This window comes from Nonomuraea sp. NPDC049141 (genome assembly GCF_040648415.1).
In the GTDB taxonomy this organism is placed as follows: domain Bacteria; phylum Actinomycetota; class Actinomycetes; order Streptosporangiales; family Streptosporangiaceae; genus Nonomuraea.
Genome location: NZ_JBEZDR010000025.1, coordinates 112,406 through 131,165 on the forward strand (window position 1 = coordinate 112,406; position 18,760 = coordinate 131,165).

Consider the following 18,760-nt stretch of genomic DNA (forward strand, 5'->3'; position numbering starts at 1 on the left):
ACTTTAAGGCATGTTGTGGGCAGGCAGGTCCGCCATCGAGATCGCGACAGCCGTACGTCAAGGTGAGGTGACGGCCGCGGCCGTCGTCGAGGAGCATCTGCACGCGATCGCCGAGCGCGATCCGGGAGTCGGGGCGTTCCGCCTGGTCAGAGAACGGGCCGTGGACGAGGCGCGGGCCTTGCAGCGGCGCCGTGACCTCGCGGAGCTGCCGCTCGCCGGCGTGCCCGTGGCGGTCAAGGACAATCTGGAGGTCGCGGGCGAGGCCACTCGCGGCGGATCCGCCGCCACGTCGGACCGGCCCGCGCCCAAGGATCACGAGACGGTCGGCCGGCTGCGGGCGGCCGGCGCGGTGGTCATCGGCCTGACGAACCTGCCCGAGCTGGGCCTGGTCGCCTTCGGTGACAGCGCCTACGGCATCGTACGCAACCCCTGGAACCTCACCCGTACGGCCGGCGGCTCGTCGGCGGGCAGCGCCGCGGCGGTGGCGGCCGGGATGGTGCCGGTGGCGCTGGGCAACGACGGGATGGGCTCGCTGCGTATCCCCGGCGCGTGCTGCGGGGTGTTCGCCATCAAGCCGGGCACGGGCCTCGTACCTCCGCCGGCGGACGACTGGGGCGGCCTCACCGAGAACGGCCCGCTGGCCAGGAACGTGCCGGACCTGGCGCTGACGCTCTCCATCCTGGCCGCCGACCCGGGCCTGGCCGAGGCGTGGCGCGGCGGTACGCGGGTGGAGCCCCGGCCGTCCCTGCTCCGCTCGGTCTGGGCCGACGACGACGAGGTGTGGGCCGCCCAGCCGCCGCCCGACAGCCCGGAGCCCTTCGACCTGCGTGTGGCGTACGCCCCTCAGCCGCTGCCGGTCGGCCTGCCGATGGACCGGGAGTTCCAGGCAGCGGTGCGCGCGGCGGCCGAGACGCTCAGGATCGCCGGGCACACGGTCGTCGAGCACGACCGCCGCCTGCCGGCCGCGCTGGGCCCCGCCACGATCGCCACCTGGCTGACCCGTGCTTCGAGCGCGGCCGCCGGCCTCGACCGGAGTCGCCTGGAACGCCGCACCCGCGTGCTCGCCCGCGCGGGCCACGTGCTCCATACGCTCCGGCTGGACGGCAGGCGGCGCCGTGCCCGCTGGCACGGCTACGGTGCCGACCAGTGGTTCGGCGACGCCGACGTGCTGATCACGCCGACGCTGGCCGCGATCCCGCCGAAGGCCGACCGCTGGGGCGATCGCGGCTTCCCGCGCAACCTGCTGGCCAACATCAGGTACGCACCCGCCACCGGCGCCTGGAACATGTGCGGCTGGCCCGCGCTCACCGTCCCCATCGCCACGCACTCCAGCGGCCTGCCGATCGGCGTCCAGCTCATCGCCCCACCCGGCGGCGAACCGCAACTGCTCGGCCTGGCCGCCCAACTGTCGGCCGCCCACCCACCGGTCCGCCCACGGGGCTACTCGAACTAACTGTTCTCACCCAAAGTCGGGCAGTCGGCGGCGGGCGTGGGCGATGAACGCCCGCGCCGCGGGGCCCGACGACCCCGTGGACCGCCACACGAGCGCCATCCGGCCGCGCAACCGCGGCTCGGTGATCTCCAGTACGTGCAGCTCGTCCTTCGCGGCGGCGACCGCCGACTCGGGCAGCACGGCCAGACCGAGCCCCTTGGCGGCGAGCTGCCCCAGCACGTACGGCTCGCTGGCCTCGAAGGCGACGTGCGGCGTGAACCCGGCGGCGGCGCACGCCTCGTCGAGAGCGGCCCGCAGGCCGGTGCCGCGCGGCAGGCAGATCAGCGCCCGATCCGCCAGCTCCCGCAGCGTGACAGCGGGCGTCCCCGCAGAGCCGTGAGCGACCCCAACAGCGGGCGTCCCCGCAGAGCCGTGGGCGACCCCGACGGCAGGCTTCCCCGCCAGATCGTGATCCTTTCCGACGGCGGCCACCAGCGCCTGGTCGACCACCACCTGCGCGTCGAGCCCCGCCGGCACGCTCGATCCGATGCCGAGGAGCCCGAGGTCCATCCGGCCCGCCCGCACCGCCTCGATCAGGCTCTCGGGGTCGGTCTCCCGGAGCGAGATCTCCACGGCCGGATGCCGCTCGTGGAACTCGGCCAGCAGCCCGGGCAGATCGAGCACGGAGGGCGCCGAGACGCCGCCCATCACGACGTGCCCGCGCAGCAGCCCGGTCATCTCGTCGACGACCAGCCGGGTGGCGGCGACCGCCGCGAGCGCGGCCCGCGCGTAGGGCAGCACGGCCTCTCCGACCTCGGTGAGACGCACCTGCCGCGCGGAGCGGTCGAACAGCGGCTGGCCCAGCTCCCGCTCCAGCTGCCGGATCTGCGCGCTCACCCCGGGCTGGGCCACATGGAGCCGGGCCGCGGCCCGGGTGAAGCCCGACTCCTCGGTCACGGCCACGAAGTATTCAAGCTGCCGAAGCTCCATAACCAAACATGCTAGCAGCCAGACAATCCATCTCTTTGACTTCTGGATAGGTCGAACACAGGCTGGATCCATGGACATGGTGAAGGGCCCGGTGTTCCGACCGGGTGATGAGGGATATGACGGCGAACGCGCAGGTTTCCAGGCACTCGCCCACCACCGGCCGGACGTGATCGTCGGCGTGACCGACGCCGCCGACGTGCGCGCGGCCGTGGCCCACGCGGCGGCGAACGGGCTGCCCGTGGCCGTGCAGGCCACCGGGCACGGCATGCCGATCGCGGCCGAGGGCGGCCTGCTCATCAGCACGCGCAGGATGACCGGCGTGCGGATCGACCCCGAGGCGGCGACGGCGCGGATCGAGGCCGGGGTGCGCTGGGAGCGGGTCATCGAGGAGGCGGCCCGCCACGGGCTGGCGCCGCTGTCCGGCTCGGCGCCGTCCGTCGGCGCCGTGTCGTACACGCTCGGCGGTGGTCTGGGGCTCATGGCGCGCCGCTACGGGTACGCCGTCGACCAGGTACGCGCCGTCGAAGTGGTCACCGCCGACGGCGAGCTCAGGGAGGTGACGGCCGCGACGGAGCCGGACCTGTTCTGGGCGCTGCTCGGCGGGCGGGGCAACTTCGGGGTGGTCACGGCGCTGGAGATCGGGCTGGTTCCGGTGACCACCCTGTTCGGGGGCGGCCTGTTCTTCGATCTCGCCACCGGCGTGGTGCAGCGCTGGGCCGAGTGGACACAGGGGCTGCCCGAGGAGATGACCTCGTCCGTCGCGGTGATCCCGTTCCCCGACGCGCCGCAGGTGCCCGAGGTGTTCCGGGGCCGCCGCGTCGCCCACGTGCGGATCGCGTACACGGGCGGCCCGCAGGAGGGCGAGCGCCTGCTGGAGCCGCTGCGCGCGGTCGGCTCCCGGCTGGTGGACTCGGTGAAGGAGCTGCCCTACACCGAGTCGGGCAGCATCCACAACGACCCGGCCGAGCCGATGGCCTACTACGCCACCCACTCGCTGCTGCGCGAGCTCCCCGCACAGGCTGTGGACGCGCTGCTGGCGACCGAGCGCGCGATCCTGGAGATCAGGCACCTGGGTGGCGCGCTGGCCAAGCCGGGCCTCGGGCCGGTGGTCAACCGCGACGCCGAATACCAGGTCGGCGTCCTGTCCCGGCTCGCGCCGGGCGGCGAGCCCGGCGAGGTGCGCCCGCTCCACCAGCGGGTCCGCGAGGCGCTGTCGCAGTGGGCCACCGGAGGCCGCAGCCTGAACTTCCTGTACGGCGAGAACGCCGCGCCCGACCAGGTGCGCCTGGCCTACGACCCGGACGACTACCGGCGGCTCGCGGCGCTGAAGGCCGTGTGGGATGCCGGCAACCTGTTCCGGCTCAACGCCAACATCCCACCGGCCTGACGGTCAGGCGCCCAGCGGGTGCCAGACCGTCTTGGTCTCCAGGAAACGCGTCATGCGGGTGAGAGCCGGCGACGCCCGCCAGTCCTCGTCCGAGGGGCGCAGGACCCGCTTGAGGTTCTCCGCCGCCGCCTGCTCGCAGCTCAGGGCCAGGTCGGCGTCGGACACGCCGGTCAGGTCCAGGCCGTTGACGTCCATGTGGGCAGCCAGCCAGGGCGCGAGCTCCCGCTGGTGACCCGTGAGGACGTTGACGACACCGCCCGGCAGGTCTGAGGTGGCCAGCACCTCCGCCAGCGTGATCGACGGCAGCGGCGCCTTCTCGGAAGCGATCACGACACAGGTGTTGCCCGTGACGATCACCGGCGCGACCACTGAGACCAGCCCCACCAGCGGGTCCTCAGGGGCGACGACCGCGACGACCCCGGTGGGCTCCGGTGAGGAGAGGTTGAAGTACGGGCCGGCGACCGGGTTGGCCGTGCCGTGCACAGAGGCGATCTTGTCCGACCAGCCCGCGTACCAGACCAGCCGGTCGACCGTGGCGTCCACGGCCTCCAGCGCCGCCTTCTTGCCGCCGCCCAGTTCCTCGGCGAACTGCGCGCGGCGGCCCTCCAGCATCTCGGCGATCCGGTAGAGGATCTGGCCCCGGTTGTAGGCCGTGGCGCCCGACCAGCCGGGGAACGCCTTGCGTGCCGCCACCACGGCGTCACGGGCGTCCTTGCGCGAGGCACGCGACGCGTTGGCGAGGAAGTCGCCCTTGGGCGAGGTCACGGCGTAGGACCTCCCGCTCTCGGAGCGCGGGAACGCCCCGCCGATGTACAGCTTGTAGGTCTTGCGAACGGCCAACCTACTCATCGCCGCGCCCCCTCCACATGGTCTCCTCCGACAGCTGGACCGGCGCGAAGACCTGACCGCACCGGCTCACGCCGCACCGGTGGGCGTACCAGCCGGTGCGTACGGGCCGGCCCGCGCGGGCGAAGGCGTGGCCCCGGGTGGCCTGCTTCCGGCGTCTACCCCGGCGAGAACGGCGGTGTTCACACATCAAGGTAGGCCTCCAACCCGAGGAGGCCGCCTTCGCGGCCGTACCCGGACTCCTTGTACCCGCCGAACGGCGCGGTCGGGTCGAACCGGTTGAACGTGTTGGCCCAGACCACGCCGGCCCTGAGCTTGTCGGCCATCCACAGGATGCGCGACCCCTTCTCCGTCCACACCCCCGCCGACAGCCCGTACGGCGTGTTGTTCGCCTTCTCCACCGCCTCGGCCGGAGTTCGGAACGTCAGCACCGACAGCACCGGCCCGAAGATCTCCTCCCGGGCGATCCGGTGCGACTGCGCCACCCCGGTGAACAGGGTCGGCGGGAACCAGAAACCCCGCTCGGGCAGTTCGCAGGCGGGCGACCAGCGTTCGGCGCCCTCCTGCTCGCCGGCCTCGCTCAGCGAGCGGATCTTCGCCAGCTGGTCGGCCGAGTTGATCGCGCCGATGTCGGTGTTCTTGTCGAGCGGGTCGCCCAGCCTCAGCGTGCCGAGGCGCCGCTTGAGCGCCGCCAGCAGCTCGTCCTGGATCGACTCCTGCACCAGCAGCCGGGACCCCGCGCAGCACACGTGACCCTGGTTGAAGAAGATCCCGTTGACGATCCCCTCGACGGCCTGGTCCAGCGCGGCGTCGTCGAACACGATGTTCGCCGCCTTGCCGCCCAACTCCAGCGTGAGCTTCTTGCCGGTGCCCGCCACCGTCCTGGCGATGATCCGGCCCACCTCGGTGGAACCGGTGAAGGCCACCTTGTTCACGTCGGGGTGGGCGACCACGGCGGCGCCGGTCTCGCCCGCTCCGGTGACGATGTTGACCACACCGGGCGGCAGGTCGGCCTGCTGGCAGATCTCCGCGAACAGCAACGCCGTCAACGGCGTCGTCTCGGCCGGCTTCAACACCACCGTGTTGCCGCAGGCCAGCGCCGGCGCGATCTTCCAGGCCAGCATGAGCAGCGGGAAGTTCCACGGGATGACCTGCCCGGCGACGCCGAGCGGCCGGGGATCGGCGCCGAACCCGGCGTACTCCAGCTTGTCGGCCCAGCCGGCGTAGTAGAAGAAGTGCGCGGCGACCAGCGGCAGGTCCACATCGCGCGACTCACGGATGGGCTTGCCGTTGTCCAGCGACTCCAGCACCGCCAGCTCGCGGGCCCGCTCCTGGATGATCCGGGCGATCCGGAACAGGTATTTGGCCCGCTCCGAGCCCGGCATGGCGCTCCAGACCCCGAACGCCTTACGCGCGGCCTGTACGGCCCGGTCGACGTCGTCGGCGGAGGCCGTGGCGACCTCCGCCAGCTTCTCCTCCGTCGCCGGGTTGACCGTCTTGAACGACGTTCCGCCGCCGTCCACGAACTCGCCGTTGATGAACAGCCCGTACGACGGCTTCACCTCGACGACGTCGCGCGACTCGGGCGCCGGTGCGTACTCGAACATCGCCATCATCAGTCCAGGGTGAAGTAGTCGGGGCCCGCGTAACGGCCGGTGGCCAGCTTCTGACGCTGCATCAGCAGGTCGTTCAACAGCGACGACGCGCCCAGCCGGAACCAGTCGGGCGACAGCCAGTCCTCGCCCGCCGTCTCGTTGACCAGGACCAGATTCTTGATCGCGTCCTTGGTGGTGCGGATCCCGCCCGCTGGCTTCACACCCACCTGCCGGCCCGTCTCCTCACGGAAGTCACGCACCGCCTCCAGCATGATCAGCGTCACCGGAAGCGTCGCCGCCGGAGCCACCTTCCCGGTAGAGGTCTTGATGAAGTCGGCGCCGGCCAGCATCGCCAGCCAGGAGGCCCGCCGCACGTTGTCGTAGGTGGAGAGCTCACCGGTCTCGAGGATCACCTTCAGGTGGGCGGCGCCGCACGCGGCCTTCACCGCGACGATCTCCTCGTACACCTTGAGATAGTCACCCGACAGGAACGCGCCCCGATCGATCACCATGTCGATCTCGTCCGCGCCCGCCGCGACCGCCAGCGCGGTGTCGGACACCTTGACCTCCAGCGAGGAACGCCCGCTCGGGAACGCGGTCGCCACCGAGGCGACCTTCACCCCCGAGCCGCGCAGCGACCCGGCGGCCACGGCCACCAGGTCGGGGTAGACGCAGACGGCCGCCACCCGGGGCGCTCCCTCGCCGGGATGCATCGCCTTGGTGCACATCGCACGGACCTTGCCGTGCGTGTCCGCGCCCTCCAGCGTGGTGAGGTCGACCATCGAGATGGCCAGGTCGATCGCCATGGCCTTGGCGCTGGTCTTGATGGAGCGGGTGCCGAGCATCGCCGCTCGCTGGTCCGCGCCCACCCGGTCGACGCCGGGCAGGCCGTGCAGGAATGCTCGCAGCGTCGCGCCGGACGAGCCGACGTCGGCGAGCGAGGTAGTCACAGTTGACACCTCCACAGGATCGCCGACCGGGAGGGCTACCTCCAAACCGGATCTATAAGGCGGTTCCCGCCCATCTCCTAGGTACCTCACAGCCTGGAGGTTCCCGGAGATAGGGCATCCGCCCGATGTGCCGGTGGGTGCCTTAGCCCGAACCTTAAGAGTGTCAGCAAGAAACAAGAAGGAGTCACCGTGAGTCCCGAGATCGAATACCAGATCATGAAGAGCCACGTGAACGAGCTGCGCCAGGCGGCCGCCCGGCACCGTCAGGTACGCGAGGCTCAGGAGGGTAACAAGTCCGAGCGTCGCTCGGTCTTCGGCAAGCGCCGCTCCTCATGACCACCCCACAAGCGCCCGGCCGCAACCTCCCTCGCGGCCGGGCCATTATTCCTCCATAAATGCGTCGAAAGCGGCTGTTGGGGCATGACATGCTGGATGACATGCTGGGACGTTCGGTAAGTCCCGTCTTCGTGGGGCGGGAAGAGGAGCTCACAGCCCTCTCTCAAGCCTTCGACGAGGCCCGGAAGGGCGCCGCGACGGCCGTGCTGGTCGGCGGTGAGGCGGGAGTCGGCAAGACCCGGCTGGTGCAGCGCTTCGCCGAGCAGGCGGCGCGCAACGGCGCCCATGTGCTGTACGGCGGGTGCGTCGAGCTCTCCACGGAGGGCTTGGCCTACGCGCCGTTCACCGCTGCCCTCAGACAGCTCGTCAGAGAGCAGGGCACGTCCCAGATCGCCGCGCTGCTGCCGGGCGGCGCCGAGCGCGACCTGGCGCGGCTGCTCCCCGAGTTCGGCGAGCCCAGCGGCGACGGCGAGACCGACACCGGCCGGGCCCGCCTGTTCGAGCAGTTCCTGACGCTCCTCGAACGGCTGGCGAGCCACCGGCCGACGATCCTGCTCATCGAGGACATCCACTGGGCCGACCGGTCCAGCCGCGACCTGATCGCCTTCCTCAGCCGCAACCTCAGCGCGGCGCAGATACTGCTCGTCATGACCTACCGCTCCGACGACCTGCACCGGCAGCATCCGCTCCGGCCGGTCCTCGCCGAGCTGGGCAGGGTCAGCGGCGTGCTCAGGCTCGACCTGCCCCGCCTGTCGAGGGACGAGGTCGCCCTGCAGATGGCCGGGATACTCGGCAGCGCCCCCGAATACCCCAAGGTGCAGAAGATCTACGAGCGCAGCGAGGGCATCCCGCTGTTCGTCGAGGCCCTGCTGGACTGCGGCGAGGACGGCACGTTCCCCGAGTCGATGCAGGACCTGATCCTCGGCTCGGTCGAGCGGCTGCCCGAGGAGACCCAGCGCGTACTGCGCATCGCCGCCGCGGGCGGCATCAGGGTCGGCCACGCTCTGCTCGCCGCCGCCAGCGGCCTGTCCGATCTGGAGCTGGAGGCCGCGCTGCGCCCGGCCATCGCCGGGAACGTGCTGCAGATCGCCGACAACCGCGCCTACGTCTTCCGGCACGCCCTGATCCGCGAGGCCGTACACGAGGAACTGCTGCCCGGCGAGCACCAGCGGCTGCACGCGCGCTACGCCGAGGAGATCTCCCGCGACCGCAAGCTCGTCCCGCCCGGCCGGGCCGCGGTGGAGCTGGCCCACCACTGGTACGGCGCCCGGAACGACCTGTGGGCGCTCATCTCCGCGTGGGAGGCCGCGCAGAAGTCGTTCTTCGCCTTCGCGTACACCGAGGCGATCCCGCTGCTCGAACGCGTGCTCATGCTCTGGGACCGGGTGCCGGACGCGGCCGAGCGCATCGGCGCGGACCACACGGCGGTGCTCGAACGGGCCAGTGAGGCCGCCCACGCGGGCGGCGAGCTCGACCGGGGCATCAAGTTCGTCAGGGCGGCCCTGTCGGAGCTGGACGAGACCCAGGAGCCCGCCCGGGTCGCCGCGCTGATCGTGCGCTGGGCGAACCTCAAGATCTACAAGGGCAAGCTGGGCGTGCTCGAGGACTTCCGCCACGCCCTGCGCCTGGTGCCCGAGCCGAACCTGGCCCGCGCCGAGGTCGTCATGCCGCTGGGCCAGCACCTGATGCTCCGCGGCGACGTCGAGGAGGGCACCCGGCTCATCGAGGAGGGCCTGCACCTGGTCAGGGAACTGGGCGACAAGTGCCTCGAAGGCGACCTGCTGCTGAACCTGGCGCTCGGCCACTCGATCGCCGGTGACACGGAGTCGACGCTGGCCACCAACCTGCGCGCGCTGGAGCTGGGCCGCGCGGAGGGCTCGGGACGGCTGATCACCCGGGCGATCGGCAACAACATCGACGCGCTGAGCGATCTCGGCCGCTCGGACGAGGCACTCGCGCTGAGCGAAGAGGGCTGGCAGCTCGCCAAGCAGTACGGCCGGATGCGGCTGAACGGACTGTTCATCCTCCTCAACAGGGCCGAGGCGCTGGAGGCGATCGGCCGCTGGGACGAGGCCATCGACACCGTCGGGCAGGCGCTCAGCTTCGGTCCCGTGCTGCGCACCCATCAGCATCTGCTCCGCGTACGTGCCGACATCGCGCTGGCCCGAGGCGAGCTCGCGGTCGTCGAAGGCATCCTGTCGGAGCTCGGCGTGCTCAAGGAGCGGCCCGAGGTCTTCCTTCAGGACCTCACCAACAACACCCGCCTGCGCATCGGCTGGCACCTGTTCAGGGGCGAGCCGCAGGCCGCGCTGGCCGTGACGGAGCAGTTCCTGTCCCGGCCGTCCCAGTCTCCCAAGGCCATGCTGGGCTGGCGGCTGCTGGCCCAGCTCAGCCTGGTCTGCGACGCCATGGAGGCCGCCGAGCCGGCCCGGGTCCGCGCGGTGCGCGAGACGGCCGCCGAGGTGGCGGCGAGCCTCAAGGTCAGCGGGCCGGTCGCTGAGGCGTACCGGCTGTCCTACTCGGGCGACTTCGACGCGGCGGCGACCGCCTGGGAGCGGCTCAAGCGCCCGCACAACCAGGCCAAGGCCCTCGTACGCGCGGCCACGGCCGCGGCGCGCTCCGGCGACCGGGAGGGCGCGGCGACCCGGCTCACCGTGGCCGCGCCCCTGGCCGCCGCGCTGGAGGCGCGGCCGCTGATGGACGAGATCGAGGCGCTCTGCCGCCGGGTCGGCGTCGTCCAGCAGCAGGCGGCCAACCCCGAGCTGCTCACGCCACGTGAGACGGAGGTGCTCCGGCTGGTGGCGCTCGGTCGTACCAACCGGGACATCGCCGCCGAGCTGTTCATCTCGGCCAAGACCGTCAGCGTGCACGTCTCCAACATCCTGGCCAAGCTGGGCGTGACCACCCGCGGTGAGGCCGCCGCGGCCGCGCACCGCCTCTCGCTGCTGTCCCGTTAGGAAGCCAGGTCTCGTCTGAGGAACTCGGCGGTGTGGGAGCCGGTCGCCGCCAGCAGGTCGCGCGGGGTGCCCTCGAACATCACCCGGCCGCCCTGGCCGCCACCCTCGGGCCCGAGATCGATGACCCAGTCGGCGTTCTTGACCACGTCCAGGTCGTGCTCGATGACGATGACCGAGTTCCCGGCGTCGACGAGCCGGTCCATGATGTCGAGCAGCCGTTTCACGTCTGACATGTGCAGGCCGGTGGTCGGCTCGTCCAGGACGTAGACGGTGCCGCTCTTGTGCAGCTCGGTGGCCAGTTTGAGGCGCTGGCACTCGCCGCCCGACAGCGTGCTGAGCGGCTGGCCGAGCGTGAGGTAGTCGAGCCCGACGTCGTTGACGGCCCGCAGCACCTTCCCGAGCTTCGGCTGCGGGAAGAACTCCAGGGCCTCGGCCGCCGTCATCTCCAGCACGTCGCTGATCGACTTCCCGTCGAGCTTGTGCTCCAGCACCTCCGGCCGGAAGCGCCGCCCCTGGCAGACCTCACAGGTCGACTTCAGCCCGTCCATGAACGCCAGGTCGGTGTAGACGATGCCGAGCCCCTGGCAGTCGGGGCAGGCGCCCTTGGAGTTGGCGCTGAACAGCGACGCGCTCACCCCACCGGCCCGCGCGAACAGCCGCCGGATCTCGTCCAGCATCCCGGTGTAGGTGGCGGGGTTGGAGCGGCGCGAGGCGCTGACGGCCGACTGGTCGATGACCACCGCCTCGGGGTGCCGGCTCAGGAACACGTCGTTGACCAGTGTGCTCTTGCCGGACCCTGCCACGCCCGTCACGACCGTGAGCACGCCGGCCGGGATGTCGACGGTGACGTCCTTCAGGTTGTGGGTGCTCGCCCCGGCGATCGTCATCGCGCCCGTGGGCCGCCGGTAGGCAGTCTTCAGGGGCAGCCGCCGCTTCATGTGCCGGCCGGTCAGGGTGGCCGCCTCGGGCAGCTCCGCCGCGGTGCCCTGGTACACCACCTGGCCGCCGTGCACCCCGGCTCCGGGGCCGATGTCCACGACGTGGTCGGCGATCCTGATCACCTCGGGGTCGTGCTCGACGACGACGACCGTGTTGCCCTTGTCACGCAGCTTCCGCAGCAGCGTGTTGAGCCGTTCGACGTCGCGGGCGTGCAGGCCGACGCTCGGCTCGTCGAAGACGTACATCATGTCCGTGAGGCTGCTGCTGAGGTGCCGCACCATCTTGACGCGCTGCGACTCGCCGCCCGAGAGTGTGGCGGTCTCGCGGTCGAGGCTGAGGTAGCCGAGGCCGATCGTGACGAGGTCGCGCACCCGGTCGAGCAGGCTCGCCACCACCGGGGCGCCCCGCGGGTCGGTGAACCCGGCGAGCACCTCGACGAGCTCGGTGGCCTCCATCGCGGCGAGCCGGGCGATATTGAAGCCGTCGATCTCGCAGCCGAGCACCTCCTGGTTGAGCCGGGCGCCCGCGCACAGGGGGCAGGTGGCCGTCGTCACGTACTCCTGGAAGAGCCGGCGGTTGGCGTCGGACATCTCGGCGACGTCCTTCTTGATGTAGAGCCGGGTGAACCGCTCGACCACGCCCTCGTAGCTGGAGTTGACCGTGCCGCCCTGCCACTCCAGCGCCACCTTGGCCCGGGCGCCGTGCAGCAGCATGGCCCATTCCCGCTCGTCGTAGTCGGCCAGCCTCTTGTCGTTGTCGAACAGGCCGGAGTTGGCGTAGATCTTCCAGTACCAGGTGCCGACGGCGAAGTGCGGGTGCAGCAGGGCCCCTTCGTTCAGCGACCGGGACCTGTCCAGGAAGACGTCGAGGTCGAGCGCGACCGTACGGCCCAGGCCCTCGCACTCGGGGCACATGCCCTGCGGATCGTTGAACGAGAAGACGTTGGAGTAGCCGACGAACGGCTTGCCGACCCGCGAGAACAGCAGCCTCAACAGCGAGTAGATGTCGCTGATCGTGCCGACGGTCGAGCGCGATCCGCCGCCGAGCCGCTTCTGGTCGACCACGATCGCGGCGGACAGGTTCTCGATCACGTCGACGTCCGGCTGCCCGTACTTCGGCAGCCTGTTGCGGGCGAAGCTGGTGAAGGTCTCGTTGAGCTGACGCTGCGCCTCCGCGGCGAGGGTGTCGAACACGATGGACGACTTCCCGGACCCGGACACGCCGGTGAAGACGGTGATCTGCCGTTTGGGGATGCTCAGGGAGATGTCGCGGAGGTTGTTCTCCCGCGCGCCGATGATCTGGATACAGGACGTCAGCAACGCCACTCCTTGATCTCGATAAACTCCGTACGAAGTACATAGTACTATGTACGGAGTTATGCTCGGTGAGAAGATGGATTCCGTGCCACCCACGACCGCCCGGACCAGCGCCGGAGACCCCGTACGCACCATGGAGCTGCTCTGGAGGCAGCCGGGAGCGCGGCCGGCGCAGCGCGGGCCACGTCAGGGCCGCACGGTCGACGAGGTCGTGGCGGCCGCGATCACCGTCGCCGACGAGGAGGGGCTCGACGCCACGACGATGCGACGGGTCGCCCAGGCGCTCGGCATCGGCGCCATGTCGCTCTACACGTACGTGCCGGGCAAGGCCGAGCTGCTCGACCTCATGCTCGACTCGGTGTTCGGCCAGATGCCCCGCCCCGACCTGTCGGAGCTGCCGTGGCGGGCGCGGCTGGAGGCGGTGGCGCGCGACAACCTCACGCTGTACGAACGGCATCCGTGGGTGCTCGCCGTGTCCACCACGCGCCCGCCGCTCGGCCCGGGGGTGCTGGCCAAGTACGAGCACGAGTTGAGGGCCTTCGAGGGGCTCGGCCTGGACGACGTCGAGATGGACGCCGCCCTGACCTACCTGCTCGGCTTCGTGCACGCCTCCGCCCGCTCGGCCGCCGACGCGCGCAGCGCCCAGAGCGAGGCGATGACCGACGAGCAGTGGTGGGCGGTCAGCTCTCCGCTGCTCGCCCGCGTCATCGACGAGGCCGCCTACCCGACGGCCAGCCGGGTCGGCGCGGCCGCCGGGGCCGTGCACCAAGCCCCCTACAGCACCGGCCACGCCTACGATTTCGGGCTCCAGCGCGTCCTGGACGGGCTTCAGGTCCTCATCGAGCGGCGCTGATCAGAGGATCGCGTCCGCCAGGAGGGCGACGCCGAAGATCGCGAACGCGGCGGCGGCGCCATACTTGATCGCCTTCTCCGGCAGGTGCTTGCCCAGCAGGCGGCCCACCACGATCGCGAGGGCGTCGGCGGCCACCATGCCCACCGTGGACCCGATCCAGGTGCCCAGCCAGCCGTGCTGCGTCGCCAGCGTGATCGTGGCCAGCATGGTCTTGTCGCCGAGCTCGCTCAGGAAGAACGCCACCGTCACCGCGACCACGGCGTTCCTGGTGGTGCGCCGGGCCTTGCCCGACTCCTCCTCCGTCAGCTCGTCACCGCGCAGCGTCCACAGGGCGAAGCCGAGGAAGGCGATGCCGGCCACGATGGAGATGGCGGTGGTGGGCAGCGAGTCGCCGATCAGCCCGCCCACCGCGACGCTGACGAGGTGCACGGCGGTCGTGGCGATCGTGATGCCGGCGAGCACCGGCCAGGTCTTGAAACGGGTGGCGAACGTCATCGCCATGAGCTGGCTCTTGTCACCCAGTTCGGCCACGAAAATGACCACAAGGCTGATCCAGAACGCTTCCAACGGTCCTCTTCCGCGCCACCGAGCCGGAAGCAGGCACCCCAGGGGATTTCGGGCACGACTTCGGCCCGGCAGCGTCTTGCTCCATAGCTACCAGGCCGAAGGTCTCGTCCGCCCGTTCAGGCCCGCGTGACCGGGCGCGCGAGCGCGCCAGTATGTCGATCACGCGATTGGGACTACTCCCCTTCGGTAATTCCGCCTAACCCTAACAGCGGTCCCCGAGGACCTATTCCGTCAGGGAGCAGCCGACCAGCACCGGCTCGTTGACGAGCGTGACGCCGTACTTCTCCAGCACCCCGTCACGCACCTCCCTGGCCAGCAGCAGCAGGTCGGCCGTGGTGCCCGCGCCGGTGGGGTTGGTCAGGGCCAGCGTGTGCTTGGTGGAGATGCGCACCGGGCCGCGTTCGTAGCCCTTGGGGTAGCCCGCCTGCTCGATCAGCCAGGCGGCGGGCACCTTGACCGAACCGTCAGGCATGTCCCAGCGCGGGTGGCCGGGCGCCCGCGCCGCCAGCTCCTCGGCCTCGGCGGGCGACAGGATCGGATTGGTGAAGAACGACCCAGCGCTGCGCGTGTCGGGATCGGCCGGATCGAGCACCATGCCCTTGCCGCGCCGCAGCTCCAGCACCGCCTGTCGGGCCCGGTCGAGCGGCACCCGGTCACCCGGCTCGACGCTGAGCCGCCCGGCCAGCTCCTGGTAGGCCACAGGGCCCGACAGCTCGGAGACATCGAGCGCGTACGTCACGCCGAGCACCACATGCCGGGCCAGATCCCGCTTGAACGCGCTGTCGCGGTAGGAGAAGCCGCACTGCCGCGCCTCCAGGTCAACCACCTGCCGCGTCTTGCGGTCGTAGGCCCGTACGCACCTGATGGTCTGGGCCACCTCCTGGCCGTAGGCGCCGACGTTCTGGATCGGGGTCGAGCCGACGAGCCCCGGGATGCCGGACATGCACTCGATGCCGGACCAGCCCTCGGCGACCGCGCGGGTGACCAGCGCGTCCCAGTCCTCGCCCGCCTCGACCGTGACCAGCACCTCGTCGCCGTCACGGGAGACGGCCACGCCCTGGGTGACGACCCGGATGACCAGCCCGTCGAACCCCTCGTCGGCCACCACGAGATTGCTCCCGCCGCCGAGCACCAGGGTGGGCCGGGCCAGCCTGTCGGCCTCGGCGATCAGCGAGACGAGGTGCTCCGCCGTACTGGCCTCGACGAATTCGCGGGCGGGGCCGCCCAGCCCCAGGGTGGTGTACGGCGCGAGGTTCTCCATGGGGCCCAAGCTTATGAGGCGCTCAGCATGCGCAGCACATTGTCGTGGTTTCGCCGGGATTCGCGGTCCCGATACTCGGGGGACACATCGTGGTGGCGCAACTGCCGTACCGGGAGGCGGTCGGAGGGCACGACCAGCTCACCCTTCAGGGCCAGCGAGAGCTCCAGGTCGGCGTTCCCCCCGTAGCGGGCGTCCTCGGGCAGCGCGCCGATCGCGGCCGACCGGCGTACCGCCATCAGGTCGCCGCGCAGCGCGCGGACGGGGCCGGGTCCCGCTTCGTGCCATTCCGTGCCGTCCGGCGATGGCTCCGCGCCGCGCCGGCCCGCGGCCACCGCGCCGTCCGCGACCGCCGCGACGAGCGGCGTGAGCGCGTCGCCCGCCAGCGCTATCGAGGTCTCCATCAGCACGTGCACCTCGGACGTGTCGAGGCGGAGCAGCTTGGCGCGGCAGGCGCCCCACGTCGCCGAGCCGCCGCGCCAGTGCGGGGTCTCGGCCACCCGCCACTCGGTGATCCGGTCCGGATGCCGCAGGGCCAGCTTGTGCAGCACCTCGCCGGCGCCGTCCACGTCGCCCAGGTCGAGGGCCAGGACATGGGCGTCGGTGTACTCGAGCACCGACTCGACGGATGCCCAGACGTCCTCCGGCCAACCGTCGATGATCAGGCAGATGGAGGCCGTGACCTCGGCGATCGCCACCCGCTGCCGCTCGGCCGTCACGCCCGCGTCGTCGAGCCGGTTGGCGGCCAGGCTCCCGTCCCAGATGCGCTGGGCGTGCAGCATGTCGTCGCCGGGGTCGCCGCGCTGCTCGGGGTCACCGGAGAAGCCCATCTCGGCGGCGGAATTGCCACGGGCACCCGCGCCGCGCGGCTGGGCACCCGCCGTACCGACACCGGTCGCCGGCCTGGTGTCGCGGCCGGTCGGCGCGCCCGGGCGGCCCGTCGGCGCGTTCGGGCCGTGGCCGGTCGTTGTGTGAATGTCATGGCCGGTTGTCGCGTGCGTGTCATGACCGGCCGCGTCACCGCCGGTCGTGTCGCGGCCCGTGCCTACGGCGCCAGCCACTGTGTCCGCCGGGGCTGCGGCTCTGACCGGACCGAGATGGCCAGGCGGCTTGTCGGTCACCGCGGAGACCGGGATCGATTCGACCGTGGGCCAGATCCTGACGTGGTGCGGAGCTGTATTCATAGGCTCCCGCGTACCCGAGAGCCGCCCCGCCTATCATCACGCCAGGCCCACCACGCCGGGCTCATCGCCACCAGGCCCACCACGCCGGGCTCATCGCCACCAGGCTCGCCGCACCGGGCTCGCCGCCGCCAGGCCCACCGCGCCAGGCTCGCCGCGCTAGGCGAGCTGGACCACCGCGCGGGCCTTGGACAGCACCCGGGCGTCGCCCGCCTTGGCCGTCAGCGCGACAACCACCCGCCGGTCCGCCAGCTTCTCCTCCACGACCCCACTGACCGTGATCGTCGCACCCTCGTCGTCGTCGGGGACGACCACCATCGAGGAGAACCGCACCCCGAAGTCGACCACCGCGCCGGGATCGCCGACCCAGTCGGTGACGAACCGCCCGCCCTGCGCCATCGTGTACATCCCGTGCGCGATGACGTCAGGCAGCCCGACCGCCTTGGCGAACCGCTCGTTCCAGTGGATCTGGTTGAAGTCGCCCGACGCTCCCGCGTACATCACCAGGTTGAGCCTGCGGACTCCATAGTCGGTGGCCGGGATCTCGTGCCCGACCTCGATCTCGTCGTACTTCACCGTGGCCGTCATCTCAGGCCGCCCCTCCGCGCTCGACGATCGTGTTGTACGTGGTGCAGACCGGCTCGCCGTCGACCGTGGTGATGTCGCTTCGCACGGTCAGCAGCTCGTTGCGCCCGGCGCTGCGGATGTCGGTGATCGTGGAGCTGGTGACCAGCTCGTCGCCGGCGTAGATGGGGCGGACGTACTCGAAACGCTGCTCGCCGTGGACGACCATGGCGAGGTTGAGGCCGAGGTCGGGATCGGCCAGCGCCTCACCGCCGCTCTGCAGGCTGAACACGATGGGGAAGGTCGGCGGTGCCACCACATCGGGATGGCCGGCGGCCTGGGCGGCGTCCCGGTCGCGGTAGATCGGATTGCCGTCGCCGATCGCGGCGGCGAACTCCCTGATCTTCACCCGGCTGACCTCGTACGAGGCCTTGGACGCGTACGTCCGGCCCACGAAGTCGCGGTTCAAGGCCATCTGTGCTCCCTCGCATGTCCGTTAGGCAGACGCTAACAGAACAAGGTTCGGCTGTCGCCGTGATGACCGCGATTTTGCAAGAGCAGGCAGCAGGTAGACACGACAAACCGGCGCCCTGAGGTAGGACGCCGGTTGTGCGTTATGTGGCCAGGAGAATGCCCCTGGCGAGACCGCGCTCGGAAAAGAGCTAGCGGGTCTCGCGGTGCGCGCGGTGGCAGCGGCAGTTGGGGCAGTATTTCTTCAGCTCAAGCCGATCCGGGTCATTGCGCCGGTTCTTCCGCGTGATGTAGTTGCGGTGCTTGCACTCCTGGCAGGCCAGCGTGATCTTCGGCCTAACGTCGGTGGCAGCCACGTGGGAGTGCCTTTCTACGTTTGGGACTGGGACATGCCCAAGCCCAGGTCGGCGACCTGGGGAGGGGCAGTAGCGGAGGCCGGACTTGAACCGGCGACACAACGATTATGAGCCGTTTGCTCTGCCTGACTGAGCTACTCCGCCTTTGAGCCGGACGAACGACCCCGGCCCGTAGAGAATACCTGACCTGGGGAGCGCATACGTACTCGGCCAGCTCTACCGGGCTGGCCAGCCAGTAAGCCTAGCAGCCAGTGCACGGCGGGCAAAATCAGCGCAAACGCTGTGCGGCCGATCTTCGGCGCTATTCGGTCGCGGTGACCGTGATGGCGTTGCTCAACACCGACTTGTTGCCCGCGGCGTCCACCGCCCGCATCGTGAGGGTGACCGGTCCGGGAGCGTGGGCGTAGGCGAAGGCGTTGGAGCTGTTCGGGAACTGGGGCCGGATGAACGGGACGATGTCGCTCTCGAATACGCCGTCGAGATAGAGCTCGTACGTGATCGCGGCCTTCGGCGTGACATCGTCCGTCGAGAGCGAGTAGCTGAAGGCCAACTCGAGGAACTGGTACTCGAAGACCGTCAGGACGGTCGGGGCGCTGGGCGGGGTGGTGTCGGTGGTGGCGGAGGCCGGCCCGGCGAAGACCGACGCGGCGAGCGAGGCGCCTAAGAACAGGGCGATTGCGCGACGAGACATTGGCTGATTCCCATCTGCCGATGAACAACGACACGTGCGACTCTTCGCTCCCTTGACACGTTCCGGGATGA

17 protein-coding genes and 1 tRNA gene are annotated in these 18,760 nt (G+C 70.8%); 5 read left to right on the forward strand and 13 right to left on the reverse strand.

Annotation, left to right across the window (positions count from 1 at the left end; genetic code table 11):
- Positions 1-10 precede the first annotated feature (10 nt).
- Positions 11-1,453: an amidase family protein gene (locus AB0B91_RS50900; RefSeq protein ID WP_358337531.1), complete on the forward strand. Its 1,443-nt coding sequence runs from the start codon at positions 11-13 to the stop codon at positions 1,451-1,453.
- Positions 1,454-1,459: 6 nt separating this feature from the next.
- Here AB0B91_RS50900 and AB0B91_RS50905 read toward each other — a convergent pair whose 3' ends face one another.
- Positions 1,460-2,422, reverse strand: a complete 963-nt coding sequence (locus tag AB0B91_RS50905; protein ID WP_358337534.1) for a LysR substrate-binding domain-containing protein — start codon at positions 2,420-2,422, stop codon at positions 1,460-1,462.
- Between the two features lie 70 nt (positions 2,423-2,492).
- Between AB0B91_RS50905 and AB0B91_RS50910 the strand changes: the two genes are divergently transcribed.
- Positions 2,493-3,809, forward strand: coding sequence for an FAD-binding protein (locus AB0B91_RS50910; RefSeq protein ID WP_358337537.1), 1,317 nt, complete (start codon positions 2,493-2,495; stop codon positions 3,807-3,809).
- 3 nt (positions 3,810-3,812) lie between these two features.
- Here AB0B91_RS50910 and AB0B91_RS50915 read toward each other — a convergent pair whose 3' ends face one another.
- The 3 genes from AB0B91_RS50915 to deoC form a co-directional block, all read right to left on the reverse strand.
- Positions 3,813-4,658 (reverse strand): aldehyde dehydrogenase family protein, encoded by an 846-nt coding sequence (locus AB0B91_RS50915; RefSeq protein WP_358337541.1) that lies wholly within the window; start codon positions 4,656-4,658, stop codon positions 3,813-3,815.
- Between the two features lie 179 nt (positions 4,659-4,837).
- A complete protein-coding gene (locus AB0B91_RS50920; RefSeq protein WP_358337544.1) occupies positions 4,838-6,271 on the reverse strand; it encodes an aldehyde dehydrogenase family protein in 1,434 nt (477 codons plus the stop codon).
- Positions 6,271-7,200 (reverse strand): deoxyribose-phosphate aldolase, encoded by a 930-nt coding sequence (gene deoC / locus AB0B91_RS50925; protein ID WP_358337547.1) that lies wholly within the window; start codon positions 7,198-7,200, stop codon positions 6,271-6,273. Before deoC ends, AB0B91_RS50920 begins: the two co-directional genes overlap by 1 nt.
- A gap of 189 nt (positions 7,201-7,389) precedes the next feature.
- Between deoC and AB0B91_RS50930 the strand changes: the two genes are divergently transcribed.
- Both AB0B91_RS50930 and AB0B91_RS50935 read left to right on the forward strand, forming a co-directional pair.
- Positions 7,390-7,536, forward strand: coding sequence for a hypothetical protein (locus AB0B91_RS50930; protein ID WP_214640428.1), 147 nt, complete (start codon positions 7,390-7,392; stop codon positions 7,534-7,536).
- 101 nt (positions 7,537-7,637) lie between these two features.
- The gene (locus AB0B91_RS50935; RefSeq protein WP_358337550.1) at positions 7,638-10,493 is read left to right on the forward strand and encodes an AAA family ATPase; all 2,856 of its coding nucleotides are present in this window, start codon (positions 7,638-7,640) and stop codon (positions 10,491-10,493) included.
- Here AB0B91_RS50935 and AB0B91_RS50940 read toward each other — a convergent pair.
- On the reverse strand, positions 10,490-12,751 hold the full coding sequence (locus AB0B91_RS50940; RefSeq protein ID WP_358337553.1) for an excinuclease ABC subunit UvrA: 2,262 nt from the start codon (positions 12,749-12,751) through the stop codon (positions 10,490-10,492). The two genes, AB0B91_RS50935 and AB0B91_RS50940, sit on opposite strands and share 4 nt — an antisense overlap.
- An 82-nt stretch (positions 12,752-12,833) precedes the next feature.
- On the opposite strand from AB0B91_RS50940, the gene AB0B91_RS50945 reads away from it, so the two are divergent.
- Complete coding sequence (locus AB0B91_RS50945; RefSeq protein ID WP_358337555.1) at positions 12,834-13,601, forward strand: TetR/AcrR family transcriptional regulator; 768 nt, start codon at positions 12,834-12,836, stop codon at positions 13,599-13,601.
- On the opposite strand, the gene AB0B91_RS50950 is transcribed toward AB0B91_RS50945, so the two are convergent.
- The 8 genes from AB0B91_RS50950 to AB0B91_RS50985 form a co-directional block, all read right to left on the reverse strand.
- Positions 13,602-14,168 carry a TMEM165/GDT1 family protein gene (locus AB0B91_RS50950; RefSeq protein WP_358337558.1) on the reverse strand — a complete coding sequence of 189 codons (567 nt, stop codon included), beginning with the start codon at positions 14,166-14,168 and terminating at the stop codon, positions 13,602-13,604.
- A 223-nt stretch (positions 14,169-14,391) separates the two neighbouring features.
- Complete coding sequence (locus AB0B91_RS50955; protein ID WP_358337561.1) at positions 14,392-15,429, reverse strand: UDP-N-acetylmuramate dehydrogenase; 1,038 nt, start codon at positions 15,427-15,429, stop codon at positions 14,392-14,394.
- 11 nt (positions 15,430-15,440) lie between these two features.
- Positions 15,441-16,610, reverse strand: a complete 1,170-nt coding sequence (locus tag AB0B91_RS50960; RefSeq protein ID WP_358337564.1) for a hypothetical protein — start codon at positions 16,608-16,610, stop codon at positions 15,441-15,443.
- 156 nt (positions 16,611-16,766) lie between these two features.
- Complete coding sequence (locus AB0B91_RS50965) at positions 16,767-17,195, reverse strand: MaoC family dehydratase (RefSeq protein WP_358337567.1); 429 nt, start codon at positions 17,193-17,195, stop codon at positions 16,767-16,769.
- A gap of 1 nt (position 17,196) precedes the next feature.
- A complete protein-coding gene (locus AB0B91_RS50970; RefSeq protein WP_214640434.1) occupies positions 17,197-17,646 on the reverse strand; it encodes a MaoC family dehydratase N-terminal domain-containing protein in 450 nt (149 codons plus the stop codon).
- 187 nt (positions 17,647-17,833) lie between these two features.
- The gene (gene rpmG, locus AB0B91_RS50975; RefSeq protein ID WP_019632658.1) at positions 17,834-17,998 is read right to left on the reverse strand and encodes a 50S ribosomal protein L33; all 165 of its coding nucleotides are present in this window, start codon (positions 17,996-17,998) and stop codon (positions 17,834-17,836) included.
- Between the two features lie 70 nt (positions 17,999-18,068).
- A tRNA-Met gene (locus tag AB0B91_RS50980) sits at positions 18,069-18,142 on the reverse strand.
- Between the two features lie 157 nt (positions 18,143-18,299).
- Positions 18,300-18,689 (reverse strand): hypothetical protein, encoded by a 390-nt coding sequence (locus AB0B91_RS50985; RefSeq protein ID WP_358337570.1) that lies wholly within the window; start codon positions 18,687-18,689, stop codon positions 18,300-18,302.
- Positions 18,690-18,760 lie beyond the last annotated feature (71 nt).